Source organism: Acinetobacter sp. V102_4, assembly GCF_031799005.1.
GTDB classification, from domain to species: domain Bacteria; phylum Pseudomonadota; class Gammaproteobacteria; order Pseudomonadales; family Moraxellaceae; genus Acinetobacter; species Acinetobacter calcoaceticus.
Map to the genome: position 1 here is coordinate 386183 of NZ_JAVQNR010000034.1, position 15173 is coordinate 401355.

The following is a 15173-nucleotide window of genomic DNA, read 5'->3' on the forward strand; positions in this document are numbered from 1 at the left end:
AGGTCATTAGAATGTGGTTAAAACTTTCAACATTAGTCTTATTGCCTGTATTATTTATACAAGGGGCAAAGGTTCGTAAGAATACACCACGTCTATTAGAGGCTATTGGCGAGCGTGAAGGTCTGTGCGGACACGGAAGACCTTTGTCATTGCTTATTTTAGGTGATTCTGCCGCGGCAGGTGTTGGAGTTGAAACACAAAAAGATGCTTTATCTGGCGCAATTATTTCTGAGTTGCAAGATGAATATTCTTTATGCTGGAAACTTCATGCAAAAACAGGCGATACAACCAAGCAGGTTTTTCAAGCTCTACAGCATTTAGAGCAGCAAAATTATGATGTTGTAGTCACATCTATTGGTGTTAATGATGTGACAAAACTAACCTCAGCAAATCTATGGTTAAAACAACAAAAGCAATTATTTCAGCAAATACAGACGCGTTTTCAACCTAAACTCATTATCGTATCTGGTGTGCCGCCAATGCAACATTTTCCAGCTTTGCCGAATCCATTGGCTTGGTTATTTGGAAAATATGCGGAGCAAATGAATCAGGCATTATATAAATGGTTAGAATCACAAAACCAATTTAGATTCATTCAATATGATATTGAAAGTTTTCAAGCGATGAATTTGCCTATGGCAAGTGATGGTTTTCATCCAAGCAAAGAAATTTATGCAATTTGGGGGCAGCAGGTTGCAGCATTAGTGCGGCAATCATTTAACTCATAATCAGAGGTCGTGATTGGATATGGGCATATCTACTTTAAATAAAATTAAAGCTTTCGGTTCAGAATTGTTTGATTCGGTGCTGGGTGCTGAACAACCAAAAGTCTATTATGACCCACAAGGGAAAATTAAAGATGTTTTGGATAAATTGCCCCAACTTAAGCAAAAATATCGTCCTACGCCATGGTTAAGTAACAATCATGTTCATCTTTTATATTTCGATATTATTAGAAAAAAAACAATCAAGCTTGAATATGACCGTATTGATCAGCTCACCATGAAAGATGGCGGTGTAACTGCGATCGCATGGTATGGCTATAATCTTCCAAAATCTACTCCTACAGTTGTCATTATGCATACCATTACAGGAACACCTGAAAGTATGCGTGAACTGGTGAAAGATTTACATCACTATACGGGGTGGAGAATAGCGCTTTGCTTACGCCGTGGGCATGCTGGCTTACCAATGCCTGTACCACAGATTTCTCTTTTTGGATCAACAAGTGATCTTAAAGAGCAGCTTACGCATATTCAAAATTTGTTTCCTGAATCAGATTTGTATGCAGTGGGTTCTTCTGCTGGCACAGGATTGCTGGTTCGTTATTTGGGAGAGCAAGGCACTGACACGCCATTTAAAGCTGCTTTTGCAATGTGTCCCGGCTATAACACTGAGATTGGCTTTAAAAATGTTCATCCCTTTTATAGCAAAATGATGACTAAAAAGTTATTCAAATATTTTATTCATCCTTATCAAAGTACTTGGAACCAGATTTCTTCTTTAGAAAGAGTTCTAGCGACGACTAGTCTGGAAGAGTTTGAAAAAGAATACTTTGAAATGGCTGGCTTTCAGGATTATCAAAGTTATTGTCAGGCAATTAATCCAATTTATGTATTTGAGAATGTCAAAATTCCATTAATGATTCTTAATGCTGAAGATGATCCGGTATGTTCTATTAAAAATTTAGAGCCTTATAAAGAAACTATTCAGCAAATGAGTAATATTGCAGTTGTAACCACTAAAAAGGGAAGTCATTGTGGTTTTTACGAGGGTTGGAAAAGTACCTCTTGGGCTGCCAAATTAATGGCGAATTATTTTATGGTTAATCATAAACAATGACGGTGTTGCTGTAATAAATTAAATAAAGCCCATCTATTGAATGGGCTTTATGATTTTATCAGGTCAAGATAAAAGCAATTTTGGATCTTTCAGTCCAATTTTGATTTTGGTACTAGCAACGAGGTCTTTTTCATCTGTTTGGTTAGGGTGGAAATCAAAGCGATAATAGTCAAAAAATTTAGGGATTAATGTTCTATATTGTTTGTTAGCAAAACTAAAGAAATTACGCCAAGAGTTGAAATTTAGAAGTTGGTGATCTCGTTTCATAAGAACGAATTGATAAATTGTTGTGAAGCCTGTAATTAAAAATAAACTTAAAGTAAAGACTGTAATGCGAGGGAGATAGGCGCTCAGTCCACTTCCATATAAGTGTTGATAAAGATCAAAAGCGACAGCTTTATGTTCTGTCTCTTCAATGCTGTGCCATAACCATAAATTACGGATTGTTGAGTCTGTCATCAGTTCATTAACAGACTGCATCATGTTAACCACAAGTACCGCGGTATAGTGTTCTAAGCCAACTGTTACGAGCAAATTCCATTTTTTACTAAAAACTTTTTCAATACTTTTTAAAACGATACCAGTTGCTTTTTCCAAAGATTCGGGGTCAAGGCCATGCTGTTGGGCGCTGAGATGAAAAGCATGATGCTCTTTTGAATGCATTGCTTCTTGACCAATAAATGCGCTGATTTCGCGATCTAGAATTTCATTCGACTTTGCTTTGGCACGTAACGCTCGAACTGAACGAACAAAATATGATTCACCCTCAGGGAACAATGTAGATAAGCCTGTAAAATAATGGGTAAGAGAGGGTTCATTATTACACCAGTAACGAGGTGTATTTTCAAAATTATAGTCCATACGACGGACTGGAAATGAGACGGGTACGCGATTTGATACAGTAGTCATTTTAAGCTCCAATCTTCTTTTAATTAAGGTTCCAAAAAGGAACTTGTTAAAAAGCTACATCTCAGCGTGAGTAACGTCAATGCTTTTTCAGGGGGAATAAGTAGATTGTCCTAAATTGATATCTAGGAAAACTTTAAAGACAAATTAGAAAGAGAAAGGTAGAACTGATTATTGAATTGATAATTTTAATAATATTTAAAAAGCCCAAATCAACTGTTCAATTTGGGCATATTCATACGGGAACTTAGTTTTTAAGCGCTGGTGTAGCAGCAGCAATCGCAGCGGCAACAGCATCATCTTCAGTTTGAGATGGTTCAGCTGGTTTAGCCGGTTTTGATTGAACTTTCTCAGGCTTAGGCTCTGGTTTTGGCTCAGGCTTAGGTTCCGGTTTTGGTTTCGGTTCTGCTTTAGGTTGCTCAGAAGCTGTTGTTTGTGAACTTTGATCAGATTGGGCAGGACGAGTTTCACGGCGAATTTCAGTTGTGGTATTCGCTGTTTCTTCGTGATGAACTTCAACTTGCGTTGGTTCCTGTGTTTGGGCTTCTTCAGTTTTAACGCTTTCTAAAGACTCAAATTTTGCAGGTTCAGCAGGCTTAGGTTCTGAAACAGCAGTTTCAACCTTTTCTTGCTCTTCTTCTGGTGTTTCTTTTTTGACACATGCGGTTAACAATAGTCCAGCTGCAATTGCAGCACAGATTAAAAGTTTTTTATTTGCCATTGTCCTAAACAACATTTAATTGAGGAGCTGGCATTATAACAGCAAAAGAGAATGAAAAAATCATGTGAGATGGACCTAATTTTTTATTAAAAATGCTGATAGAATAACCAGTTGTTTAATGATCTTTGAATTGATGCGGTTTGACTTTGCTTTATAGGGGCAGAGTAAAGTAAAATTGCCCAACATTGTAGGCCGATTTCGGCTTGATTGTACGAGAAACTTAATGACCCATTTTATTTTTGTTACTGGTGGTGTGGTTTCATCGCTAGGTAAAGGTATTTCTGCTGCTTCAGTTGCTGCACTTTTGGAAGCCCGTGGCTTAAAAGTCACAATGGTTAAAATGGATCCTTACATTAATGTCGATCCGGGGACAATGAGCCCTTTCCAACATGGTGAAGTTTTTGTCACAGAGGATGGTGCCGAAACTGATCTAGACTTGGGTTATTACGAACGTTTCTTACGTCGTGCGAAAATGACCAAACTGAATAACTTTACCAGTGGCCGTGTATATCAAGATGTTCTAAATAAAGAACGTCGTGGTGACTACTTAGGTGGTACGGTTCAAGTTATTCCACATATTACTGACAATATTAAAGAACGTGTACTTCGCGCAGGTGAAGGTTACGACGTTGCAATCGTTGAGATTGGTGGTACGGTTGGTGATATCGAATCACTTCCATTTATGGAATCAGTCCGTCAGTTAATGGTTGAGCTTGGTCATAAACGTACCATGCTGATGCATTTAACTTTGTTGCCATATATCAAATCTGCGGCTGAGTTAAAAACCAAGCCAACTCAACATTCAGTGAAAGAATTACTTTCAATTGGTATTCAGCCAGATATCTTAATCTGCCGTACTGAATATGATGTAGATGTTGATACTAAACGCAAAATTGCATTGTTCACTAACGTGGAAGCGCGTGCCGTTGTGGTATGTAAAGATGCGAAAACAATTTATCAAATTCCACGTACATTCTATGAACAAAACGTTGATGACCTCATTTGTGAACGTTTTGGGTTTAATGATCTTCCAGAAGCAAATCTAGAAGATTGGGATAATGTAGTCGAAGCATTACTTAACCCAGAATACACTTTACGTGTAGCTATGGTTGGTAAATATGTTGAATTACCAGATGCCTATAAATCTGTGAATGAAGCATTGTTACATGCAGGCATCAAAAACCGTGTGAAAGTACAGATTGACTATGTCAATGCTGAAGAACTTGAAAGCCAAGACGTTTCTATTTTGCAAACAGCTGACGCAATTTTAGTACCAGGTGGTTTTGGTGAGCGTGGTACTGAAGGCAAAATGAAAGCTATTCAATATGCACGTGAAAACAAAATTCCATTCTTGGGTATTTGTTTAGGAATGCAATTGGCTGTAATTGAATATGCACGTCATGTTGCAGCTATGCCAGAAGCATCTTCTACAGAGTTTAACCGTTCTACAAAGTATCCATTGATTGGTTTAATTACCGAATGGTTAGATGAGCGCGGCGAGTTACAACAACGCAGCGTAGAGTCTGACTTAGGTGGAACTATGCGTTTAGGTGCACAAAAATCTGAATTGGTTGAAGGCACAAAAACACGTGAAGTCTACGGTAAAGCAGAAATCACTGAGCGTCATCGTCACCGTTATGAAATGAATAACCGTTTCATTGAGTCGATTGAACAAGCTGGAATGAAGATTTCTGGTTACTCTTCGGCTCAACATTTGGTTGAAACTGTAGAAATTCCTGAACATCCTTGGTTTATTGCTGTACAATTCCACCCGGAATTTACAAGTTCACCACGTGATGGTCATCCATTATTTGCTAGTTTTATTGACGCTGCGAAAACTCAGCATCAAAAAAGTAAATAATGCGATTTTAAATAAACTGGGAAAGTTTAAATGTCACAATTAAAACCACAAGAAGTTGTACGTTTAGGCGATATACAAATGGCAAATCATTTGCCATTTGTATTATTTGGCGGAATGAACGTACTTGAATCAAAAGATTTAGCTTTCGAAATTGCAGAAACTTATGTAGATATTTGCAAACGCTTAGACATTCCTTATGTATTTAAAGCGAGTTTCGATAAAGCAAATCGTTCTAGTCTGCATTCGTTCCGTGGTCCTGGACTTGAAAAAGGTATTGAATGGTTAGGCGATATTAAAAAACATTTTAATGTTCCTATCATTACCGATGTTCATGAGCCACACCAAGCTGAAGCAGTTGCAGAAGTAGCCGATATTATTCAGTTACCGGCTTTCTTAAGTCGCCAAACTGATCTTGTTGAAGCGATGGCAAAAACACAAGCTATTATTAACATTAAGAAAGCTCAGTTTTTGGCACCTCATGAAATGCGTCATATCCTGAATAAATGTTTAGAAGCAGGAAACGATAAACTTATTCTTTGTGAACGTGGTTCAGCATTTGGCTATAACAACCTTGTTGTAGACATGCTTGGCTTTGACATCATGAAAGAAATGAATGTTCCTGTTTTCTTCGATGTAACACATGCGTTGCAAACTCCTGGTGGTCGTGCTGACTCGGCAGGTGGTCGTCGTGCTCAAATTACAACTTTAGCACGCGCTGGAATGGCAACAGGTTTGGCTGGATTGTTCTTGGAAGGTCATCCAGACCCAGAACATGCAAAATGCGATGGACCTTGTGCATTACGCATGTCGCAGCTTGAGCCATTCTTGGCGCAAATAAAAGAATTGGATACTTTGGTTAAAGGATTCAAAAAGTTAGACACCCATTGAGTTTTTACTCACTTACGCTGCTTTAATCGCAGCCCATATTCATTTAACAGAGGAATTGTTCATGAGCCAAATCGTTGACATCCGTGCACGTGAAATTTTGGACTCTCGTGGTAACCCAACCATCGAAGCAGACGTAATTTTAGAATCTGGGGTTGTTGGTCGTGCATGTGCACCATCTGGTGCTTCAACTGGTTCTCGTGAAGCTCTAGAACTACGTGACGGTGATAAATCGCGTTACTTAGGTAAAGGTGTTAAAACTGCGGTTAACAACGTAAACACGATTATTCGTGATGCTTTAGTGGGCAAATCAGTATTTGAACAAAAAGACATCGATACTACGATGATCGAACTTGATGGTACTGAAAACAAAGAAAAATTGGGTGCAAATGCAACTTTGGCTGTGTCATTGGCTGCTGCACGCGCTGCTGCTGATGAAAAGAAAATTCCTCTTTTTCAATACATCGCTGACTTACGTGGTCAAACAATTTTGACTATGCCTGTACCAATGATGAACATCATCAATGGTGGTTCGCATGCAGACAACAACGTTGATATTCAAGAGTTTATGATTGAGCCAGTAGGCTTCACTTCATTTGCTGAAGCATTACGTGCTGGTGCTGAAATCTTCCATTCTCTAAAATCAGTTTTAAACAAAAAAGGTTTAAACACTGCTGTGGGTGATGAAGGTGGTTTTGCACCAAACTTGCGTTCAAACGAAGAAGCAATCACTGTTATTCTTGAAGCTATTGGTCAAACTGGTTACAAAGCTGGTTCTGACATTATGTTGGCGCTTGACTGTGCATCTTCAGAGTTCTACAAAAATGGTCAATATGTTCTTGCGGGTGAAGGCAATAAAGCATTTACAAGCAATCAGTTCTCTGACTATTTAGCAGGCCTTGTAAACCAATATCCAATTATCTCAATTGAAGATGGTTTAGATGAATCAGATTGGGAAGGTTGGTCTTACTTGACATCTATCCTTGGTGACAAAATCCAATTGGTTGGTGATGACTTGTTCGTTACAAACCCTAAGATTTTACAACGTGGTATTAATGAGAAAGTAGGTAACTCTATCTTAATCAAATACAACCAAATTGGTACGTTGACTGAAACTCTAGATGCAATTTACCTTGCTAAAGAAAATGGTTATACAACTGTAATTTCTCACCGTTCTGGTGAAACTGAAGATTCAACTATTGCTGACTTAGCAGTAGGTACAGCGGCTGGTCAAATTAAGACTGGTTCACTTTGCCGTTCTGACCGTGTTTCTAAGTACAACCAATTACTTCGTATTGAAGAATTGACTAAAGCTGCTTACCGCGGTAAAGCTGAGTTTAAAGGTTTAAACTAATCTTTAAATAAAAAGTTAAAATTAGTTTTTTAACATTTTAGGGTGCTATTTCTCTATTTTTAATAGGAAATAGCACCTTTTTTAATGCTTAAAAGATGAGTTACTTTTTCATTTTCTAGTGATTCTTTTATTACACCTCAAAAAATGCAAAAAACAAGTAACTACAGCATTTTCAAAAACTTCATGTCAGACATTTATAATACTCAATTTTTTTACTATCCTAGTCGACGGGTTTTTAAAGACTCAGCCCAACTATGATGTTTGCAACGAGAACATTCTTGATCAATTTTATTGAGAATTTTAGTTTCACCACATTTCATACATGAATAAAAAGTATTAATTTTAAGTACGTCAGCTTTGCAATAAGCATCAGGGAATAGTGGTAATCCCCATTTTACTTCTTCATCTTCATAGTACAGTAGGCTAAGGATGCCGTCGGACTCCAGTAAAGCTGTTCTCACTTGACCTAAATGTTCAACATTTTGTTGGCGCATCTCTGAGAAAAACTCATCATGTGAATATGATTGTTTCTGGAAATCTTTGTAGACTAAAAGTCCATCTTTGACTACGCAAAGCGCTTTTCCTTCTAATAGATTTTCAATTTTCTTATGCTTCACCATGGCCCAAGTTACAAGGCGGTAGAGAAAAAGAATAACGATAAATGCGACTAAAGCATGTACTATAGGTAAGTCTTTGGTAAACATGGGATCACCCGCCGCCGAACCTAAACATAAAATAATTGCGAGTTCAAAAAGAGAGAGTTGGCGAATACCTCGTTTACCTGATAGTCTTAAAAAACTAATAATAATGATAAACATGACGAAACATCGAACCAAAATTTCCAAAATAAAGGTCCATGTAGTGTCACCTATGAAAATATTAAAAAAATCCATTTTTTCTCCTTTTTAATAGGTGGAGGAAGTCTTTCTAAAATTCTTAGCAAATTAAAAATAGAAAAAATATACTTTTTAAGTAGTTATTGGTTAAAAATTCGAACTCTCTGTGATTTTGTATAAATTTCATTTTCAAACTATGCATTAGAATAAATATATAGCGTGGGTTTTAATTGTAGATAAATAGCAAGACAGAATGATTGTTGAAGTTGTCAAATAGGATAAAAATGCTATTTATTGGAATTTTAGTTTTAAATTTATTTTTCTATATTGGCTAGGAATTACGGACTTCATTTTTACAATATTTAATATTAATAGACATATAATTTGTTTTAATGTTATTTTAATTTTATGAGGAATTTTATATCATGAGAAAACAATATCATTTTAGAAAAATTGAAAATGATACCTATATTTGGGATGTGGATAATTTAGTAGCATTAACTAAAAATTTTAAAGTAAAAGAAATTTTACTATCAGAAATAAAAGAATTAGATGAACCGTATTGGTATCCGGATTCTCATCCTACTACTCAAGATATTATTAATCATATGCTATTAATCCAAGAAGCAGATTTGGCCTATCCAATAATAATGTGTTCACAGGGTAGAATAATGGATGGTATGCATAGGGTGGGGAAAGCAAAAATTTTAGGTAAGGTTAAAATATGTGCTGTACAATTTGATAAAGATCCCCAGCCAGATTATATCAATGTTGATGAAAATGATCTTATCTATGATGATTAATTATTTAGTCTCCATAAATTTTATATTTAGAAATATAAAATTTATTAGAAAGTTTTTCTTTGTTTAGAGTTAATTGTGAAAAATTTATTTAGCTACGAATGATACAGAAGATTTTGCTTATTTTATTTTTAATCTCAATTATTTAGGTTCTATTACGAGCAAGCCAAAATTTTGAGGAGGATGGTGGCTTATAACATCGATTAATATGCTTTACTGACAATTCGGGCTATACGGAATGGCATCTAAGCGTTTTTGAAAAGCACTGGCATTCAGTATATTTTCATACATTTGTTGATATGTTTTTTTGTGATCTTCAATGTTGTGATAATCAATAATTTCTTGAAGTTTATCTCTATATTCGATATGGCCGGCATGGAACATTGCTGCATAATGTCCCCACAATACATATTGATATCGTACAGCTGCCTTGGGAATTAAATTTATTTCGTCTAAATAGCTATGGGCCGTTTTTTCATAACATTCTTTTATTTCATGAGCATCTTTTTTCATTTTTCTTAAGAAAATGCATTGCATCTCTTGTAGTTGTGAACTATCTGTTTTATTTAGAATTTTTTCGGTAACTCTATATGCTCCTTTAAGGCAACCTAAGTGAATAAGTACCTTGCGTTTGGTTTTTAAAATATCTAAATTATTATCGCTAGAGGGAATTTTTTTTAATAAGTTTTTAAATTTTAAATGGGCAGTATCTGGATCTTGTCCAGCTTTTAGTGTGTATACAATATCATTATATTCAAATATATAGGGGGTAGCTGATGTATATTGTGTCTGATTACTCTCCATATTAAGTATTTTTGAAGGGCTATCATCAGTAGGGTTATTACAAGCGCTTAAACCTAAGCTTGCTAAAGAAAATGCTAAAATTTTATGCACTACAGTTTATACCTTTATTCTCTTTTATGAGATTTATGAAGAATAATAAAATATAAAAGAAAATACTGTGTAGTTTTTTATTTCTCTTGTTCTTGAGCAGTTCCATAGTCAATTTGAATTTGAAAATTGGTTTATATATTTTTGAATCAATAATATAAAGCCCATGGCTGCAGCACCATGACTCAACAAGATGAGTATTCAATCCGTTAGACATCCAAATTTTGATGTGGGGATAGCGATTCTGTGATTTATGCAATATTGATTAGTAAATCATATTAAACAAATAAGAATAATTATTAACTTAAAGTTGATAACAATTATCATTCGTGTTAATTTTTGTACCGAACTTTTACTACTGTGTAACAGGGAACAACGTAGTGGAAGGCTAAAAATATGGTACAGCACATTGGTTATTATGGAATTTTCTTATGTACAATCCGCCCTTTAGAAAAGCATTTAGAGTTCACCCTTTAGCACTTTCTATGGCTTTAACGGTCCCTTCATTTGTTTATGCAGAACAAACCGAAACAGCCACTTTAGCAACGATAAAAGTACAAGCAGAACAAGAAAATCCGGCTGTTACTGAAGGTTCGGGAAGCTATACAGCAAAAAGTTCAAATACTTCTACAAAACTAAATTTATCTCTTCGTGAAACTCCTCAATCGGTCAAAGTTTTAACCCGTGAGTATTTAGATGATCGAAAAATCGATTCCTTTCAAGATTTAATGAACAATATTACGGGTGTTTCGACCTCACGTACTGATGAGCGCCAAAAAGTTTATGCACGTGGTTTTGAGGTGGATTATTACTTAATAGATGGAATGCCGAGTACGATTAATTTAGGTACAGGGGACCTTGATTTAGATATTTATGATCGTGTCGAAGTAGTTAAGGGTGCCAATGGCCTAACCACAGGTGCTGGAAACCCAGCGATGGCACTGAACATGATTCGGAAACATGCAAACTCAAAAGAACTCACTGGGAATGTCAGCACATCATTAGGTTCATGGAACTCTTGGAGTAGCTCAGCGGATGTTTCCACACCGCTTAATGCAGATGGATCATTGCGTGGCCGTATGTTTGTAAAGCATTCTGATGAAAAATCATTTATGGATTTTTATGAGAAAGAACGGAATGTATTTTATGGGGCGGTTGATTATGACTTGAGTGATAAAACAAGCATGTCGCTTGGTGCAACTTATCAAGAATTACATCGTGATGGTATTCGTTGGGGCGGCACACCTGCTTTTTATACTGATGGGACTCGTACCAATTTTTCTAGGAACTTAACTGTAAGTGCACCTTGGACTTATTGGGATGTGAATACAGCTGCAGTATTTGCAAACTTAAAGCAGAATTTATTTAATGAGGTTAATTTAAATGTTGCTTATACCTTTCGCAAAGAAGACACAGCTTCTATGTTGTTATATACAGCTGGAAAAGTAGACAAGGCAACAAATACAAGTCCATTAAAAAATGAAGAGGACAAGGATAATGTCTCAGTATATGGTGCAAAAGCTGCAAATGAAGAAAATAATATTGATGTTTTTATCAATGCTCCATTTACGCTTTTTAATCGTCCACAAGAAATCATTATTGGTGGATCTTGGAATAAGAATGAGAAAACAAAGGATATTTTTGGTGGATCTAACACAAACCAAGACATTGAAAAGTATTTAGGTGGACCACTTAATTATAATGATATGGCTCAAGAGTTGCTTCAACCAGTAGTATTAAATGGTAAAAATGCACTAAATGAAACTACACAAACTGCTGCTTATGTTGCTGGAAAATTTCAAATTTTTGATCCTTTAAAAGTTATTGCTGGGGCACGTTTATCTAACTGGGAATATAAATCTGAAAATGCTAAAGGTAACCGTGAATTTAACAATGAATTAGCACCATATGTTGGCGCTATTTATGATTTTGCCCAAGATCATTCTGTATACGCGAGTTATACAGAAATTTTTAAACCTCAAGAACGTAAAGATATAAATGATCAATATATAGATCCGATTGCAGGTAAGAGTTATGAGACTGGCTTAAAGAGCGAATGGTTTGGAGGGCGTTTAAATACAGCTTTGTCAGTATTCCGAATAGAACAATCTAATTTTGCTGAATGGATACCGGGAGTATTTATTGTCCGTAATGGTACACAAACTACAGAGCAGGCCTACCGCGCTGTAGATGGGGTTAAAAGTAAAGGTTTTGAGTTTGAAGTTGATGGTGAGATTAATGACAATTGGAGTATTAACTTTGGTATTGCTAATTTTGAAGCAAAAGATGCACAAGGCACAAAGGTTAATACGACAAACTCTCGAACAACCTCGAATCTATTTGTTAAGTACAAACTTGATCAATGGAGTGCAGGGCTTGGTTTAAATTATAAGAGTAAATACTATACAGGTAGTGGAAGCTCTCGTATTGAACAAGATGCGTATGTTTTAGCAAGTGCGATGCTTGGCTATCAAGTAGATAAAAATATCAAACTTCAATTTAATATCGATAATATTTTTGATGAGAAATATTATGAAGGTATTGGTGCTAACTCAATGAATTGGGGAACACCACGAAATGCAATGTTGAGTGTTCGTTATAATTTCTGATTTAAATTCGCATAAGTAATCGATTTAGAAAAGCCCTCGAAAGAGGGCTTTTCTATATTTACTCAGCATAATTTCATCATAGTTAGACTGGTGTTTAGGTGCATAGATTGATTTATAAGCAATTGTACTTATAAATATTATTTCCCTTTCAAATTCCATTCATTTTTGACAAAATGAAACATGTCACAATGGTCAATTAAAGTAATATGCCCATTAATAATTTTGCTTAAATTTTTGCAGGAATTCCGCATGTTACTTGTTAATTACTATACAATACAAACTCTTAACGAAAGTTTTTAATTAAAAATCTTAATGATATGTTAGAAGTATTTCGATCCACTTCAAGCAAACTGATATTGCTACTTGTTATTGTTTTAGTAGCTATACTGCAATATCAATTTTGGTTAGGTGAGGGTGGTTATATCCCTCATCAAGCTCTCATGCAACAAATTCAGCAACAAGCTGAGGTAAATGAAGAGCTTAAAGAACGAAACCGTATTTTGGCAGCAGAGGTTTTTGACCTGAAAAATGGTACAGAAGCAATAGAAGAACATGCTCGCCTTGATCTTGGTTTGGTTAAACCTCACGAGACATTTGTTCAAATGAGTACAATTAGTACCCATTACAAGCCTATTTATATTGACCCGAACGCTAAAGTTGATTTGGAAACGAATGAGACACCTGCATCCCCAGATATCCCAGACTAAATTATGGGCAATTATACCTGCTGCAGGATCAGGAAGTCGATTTTCTAAAACTGAATTGAAGCAGTATCAATATATTCAGGATAGGACTGTTTTAGAACACACTATTCGGCGTATAAGTCAACTTCCGTTAAATGGTTATGTTTTGGCTATTGGTACACAAGATACCTTTGCTCAGACTCTTGCATTTCAAAATATAGATAAGGCGCATTTTTGCACTGGTGGAGCTGAGCGAGTTCATTCAGTATTAAATGCGTTAAATCATCTTTTAAATTTTGCTGATGAAAATGATTGGGTCCTTGTGCATGATGCAGCTCGACCTTGTGTAACAATTGATTGTTTAAATGCACTTGTGGCAAAGGCAATTGAATCAAATGATAGTGCTATTTTAGCAATTCCTGTTCGTGATACTTTAAAGCAAGTTAAGACAGGCGATCATATTGATAAAACAGTAAGCCGAGACTCATTATGGCAAGCTCAAACGCCTCAAATTACTAAAATTGGTAAACTCAAAAAAGCAATTGAGCATGCTTTAGAAAATAACGTCACTATTACCGATGAGGCAAGTGCACTTGAATATCTAGGTGAAACTGTACGGGTCGTGATGGGGCGTTCGGATAATATAAAAATTACTTATCCCGATGATTTAGAAATTGCGCGTTTGATTCTCCAATCTCAATCTTAATTCTATTATTTTTTAAATTGCTTGGATGATTAAATCGTCTAAGCAATTTTTTCTACATATCTATTTATAACAACTCATATTCTTTTACATTTATAAGTTTTACGATTTATCAGGATTATACAACTATCTTAGATAATGTTCGATCATCGAACAAAATTCACTTATACCGAACAAAACCATAGTGGGATAACTAGATCAAATTATAAAAATTATCAAGAATGTTTAAAAGGGAAATCTAAGGGAAACACTCGGGATTGAGTGAAATATTTATCTATTCTTCTCGCCTCAGTGTGCCTAACTCTCTTACCTATCTCTTCTTCAATGAGCACAATGGAGTTGTCTAATGATTGACAAAAGTAAGTCCTCACTTAGCGAGGTTCTATCGCAGATTAAAGATGGTGCCACCATCCTGATTGGTGGTTTTGGTACCGCAGGACAACCCGCTGAACTCATTGACGGACTGATTGAACTCGGTGTTAAAGGCCTGACTATTGTTAGCAACAATGCTGGTAATGGCGATTACGGTCTGGCTAAACTGCTTAAGGCTGGTTCAGTTAAAAAAGTCATCTGTTCTTTCCCGCGTCAGTCAGACTCTTATGTGTTTGATGAGCTATACCGTGCTGGGAAAGTAGAGCTTGAAGTAGTTCCGCAAGGTAATCTGGCTTGCCGTATTCAGGCAGCTGGTATGGGGCTTGGGGCTGTGTTTACCCCAACAGGTTTTGGAACACTTTTAGCTGAAGGCAAAGAAACCCGCCAGATCGATGGTAAAGACTACGTACTTGAATATCCAATTAAAGCTGACTTTGCCTTGATTAAAGCCTACAAGGGCGACCGCTGGGGCAATCTGGTTTACCGTAAATCTGCACGTAACTTTGGTCCGATCATGGCCATGGCTGCTGATGTCACCATTGCTCAGGTCTCTGAGGTAGTTGAGTTAGGTGGATTAGATCCAGAGCACATCATCACTCCAGGTATCTTTGTACAGCATGTTGTACAAGTAGCGCCCGCACAATAAGCAATAAGGAGAAATAACATGAGCTACCAGAAACTCAGCCGTGACCAGATTGCAAAACGTGTGG

At 36.2% G+C, this 15173-nt stretch carries 14 protein-coding genes; 10 read left to right on the top strand and 4 right to left on the bottom strand.

The window, feature by feature from the left end:
- Nucleotides 1–11 precede the first annotated feature (11 nt).
- Nucleotides 12–728, top strand: coding sequence for an SGNH/GDSL hydrolase family protein (locus RMB13_RS06790; RefSeq protein WP_003652064.1), 717 nt, complete (start codon nt 12–14; stop codon nt 726–728).
- 19 nt (nt 729–747) lie between these two features.
- A complete protein-coding gene (locus tag RMB13_RS06795; RefSeq protein ID WP_311084758.1) occupies nt 748–1842 on the top strand; it encodes an alpha/beta fold hydrolase in 1095 nt (364 codons plus the stop codon).
- A 63-nt stretch (nt 1843–1905) separates the two neighbouring features.
- Here the strand turns inward: RMB13_RS06795 and RMB13_RS06800 are convergent, their stop codons facing one another.
- The gene (locus tag RMB13_RS06800; RefSeq protein WP_311084759.1) at nt 1906–2751 is read right to left on the bottom strand and encodes a metal-dependent hydrolase; all 846 of its coding nucleotides are present in this window, start codon (nt 2749–2751) and stop codon (nt 1906–1908) included.
- Between the two features lie 244 nt (nt 2752–2995).
- Nucleotides 2996–3469, bottom strand: coding sequence for a hypothetical protein (locus tag RMB13_RS06805; RefSeq protein ID WP_005040124.1), 474 nt, complete (start codon nt 3467–3469; stop codon nt 2996–2998).
- 223 nt (nt 3470–3692) lie between these two features.
- Between RMB13_RS06805 and RMB13_RS06810 the strand changes: the two genes are divergently transcribed.
- The 3 genes from RMB13_RS06810 to eno all read left to right on the top strand — a co-directional run bounded on the left by RMB13_RS06810 (nt 3693) and on the right by eno (nt 7569).
- Entirely contained in the window at nt 3693–5330 is a 1638-nt protein-coding gene (locus RMB13_RS06810) for a CTP synthase (protein WP_004643040.1), read from the top strand.
- Between the two features lie 30 nt (nt 5331–5360).
- Nucleotides 5361–6218 (top strand): 3-deoxy-8-phosphooctulonate synthase, encoded by an 858-nt coding sequence (kdsA, locus tag RMB13_RS06815; protein WP_003652054.1) that lies wholly within the window; start codon nt 5361–5363, stop codon nt 6216–6218.
- A gap of 61 nt (nt 6219–6279) precedes the next feature.
- Entirely contained in the window at nt 6280–7569 is a 1290-nt protein-coding gene (gene eno, locus RMB13_RS06820; RefSeq protein WP_311084760.1) for a phosphopyruvate hydratase, read from the top strand.
- Between the two features lie 215 nt (nt 7570–7784).
- Here the strand turns inward: eno and RMB13_RS06825 are convergent, their stop codons facing one another.
- Nucleotides 7785–8462: a YetF domain-containing protein gene (locus RMB13_RS06825; protein ID WP_311084761.1), complete on the bottom strand. Its 678-nt coding sequence runs from the start codon at nt 8460–8462 to the stop codon at nt 7785–7787.
- Between the two features lie 368 nt (nt 8463–8830).
- On the opposite strand from RMB13_RS06825, the gene RMB13_RS06830 reads away from it, so the two are divergent.
- Nucleotides 8831–9208, top strand: coding sequence for a hypothetical protein (locus RMB13_RS06830; protein WP_311084762.1), 378 nt, complete (start codon nt 8831–8833; stop codon nt 9206–9208).
- A gap of 210 nt (nt 9209–9418) precedes the next feature.
- Here the strand turns inward: RMB13_RS06830 and RMB13_RS06835 are convergent, their stop codons facing one another.
- Nucleotides 9419–10099 (bottom strand): hypothetical protein, encoded by a 681-nt coding sequence (locus RMB13_RS06835; RefSeq protein ID WP_311084763.1) that lies wholly within the window; start codon nt 10097–10099, stop codon nt 9419–9421.
- Nucleotides 10100–10527: 428 nt separating this feature from the next.
- Here RMB13_RS06835 and RMB13_RS06840 point away from each other — a divergent pair, with 428 nt between their 5' ends.
- From RMB13_RS06840 to RMB13_RS06855, 4 genes are all read left to right on the top strand, one after another.
- Complete coding sequence (locus tag RMB13_RS06840) at nt 10528–12705, top strand: TonB-dependent siderophore receptor (protein WP_409070787.1); 2178 nt, start codon at nt 10528–10530, stop codon at nt 12703–12705.
- Nucleotides 12706–13022: 317 nt separating this feature from the next.
- A complete protein-coding gene (ftsB, locus tag RMB13_RS06845; protein WP_004643028.1) occupies nt 13023–13412 on the top strand; it encodes a cell division protein FtsB in 390 nt (129 codons plus the stop codon).
- Entirely contained in the window at nt 13378–14094 is a 717-nt protein-coding gene (gene ispD, locus RMB13_RS06850) for a 2-C-methyl-D-erythritol 4-phosphate cytidylyltransferase (RefSeq protein WP_311084764.1), read from the top strand. Before ftsB ends, ispD begins: the two co-directional genes overlap by 35 nt.
- A gap of 343 nt (nt 14095–14437) precedes the next feature.
- On the top strand, nt 14438–15109 hold the full coding sequence (locus RMB13_RS06855; protein ID WP_240281786.1) for a 3-oxoacid CoA-transferase subunit A: 672 nt from the start codon (nt 14438–14440) through the stop codon (nt 15107–15109).
- The last annotated feature ends 64 nt before the right edge of the window (nt 15110–15173 follow it).

Coding starts and splice junctions, on each gene's coding strand:
- RMB13_RS06790 (WP_003652064.1), top strand. CDS start 12: ATGTGGTTAAAACTTTCAACATTAGTCTTATTGCCTGTATTATTTATA.
- RMB13_RS06795 (WP_311084758.1), top strand. CDS start 748: ATGGGCATATCTACTTTAAATAAAATTAAAGCTTTCGGTTCAGAATTG.
- RMB13_RS06800 (WP_311084759.1), bottom strand. CDS start 2,751: ATGACTACTGTATCAAATCGCGTACCCGTCTCATTTCCAGTCCGTCGT.
- RMB13_RS06805 (WP_005040124.1), bottom strand. CDS start 3,469: ATGGCAAATAAAAAACTTTTAATCTGTGCTGCAATTGCAGCTGGACTA.
- RMB13_RS06810 (WP_004643040.1), top strand. CDS start 3,693: ATGACCCATTTTATTTTTGTTACTGGTGGTGTGGTTTCATCGCTAGGT.
- kdsA (WP_003652054.1), top strand. CDS start 5,361: ATGTCACAATTAAAACCACAAGAAGTTGTACGTTTAGGCGATATACAA.
- eno (WP_311084760.1), top strand. CDS start 6,280: ATGAGCCAAATCGTTGACATCCGTGCACGTGAAATTTTGGACTCTCGT.
- RMB13_RS06825 (WP_311084761.1), bottom strand. CDS start 8,462: ATGGATTTTTTTAATATTTTCATAGGTGACACTACATGGACCTTTATT.
- RMB13_RS06830 (WP_311084762.1), top strand. CDS start 8,831: ATGAGAAAACAATATCATTTTAGAAAAATTGAAAATGATACCTATATT.
- RMB13_RS06840 (WP_409070787.1), top strand. CDS start 10,528: ATGTACAATCCGCCCTTTAGAAAAGCATTTAGAGTTCACCCTTTAGCA.
- ftsB (WP_004643028.1), top strand. CDS start 13,023: ATGTTAGAAGTATTTCGATCCACTTCAAGCAAACTGATATTGCTACTT.
- ispD (WP_311084764.1), top strand. CDS start 13,378: ATGAGACACCTGCATCCCCAGATATCCCAGACTAAATTATGGGCAATT.
- RMB13_RS06855 (WP_240281786.1), top strand. CDS start 14,438: ATGATTGACAAAAGTAAGTCCTCACTTAGCGAGGTTCTATCGCAGATT.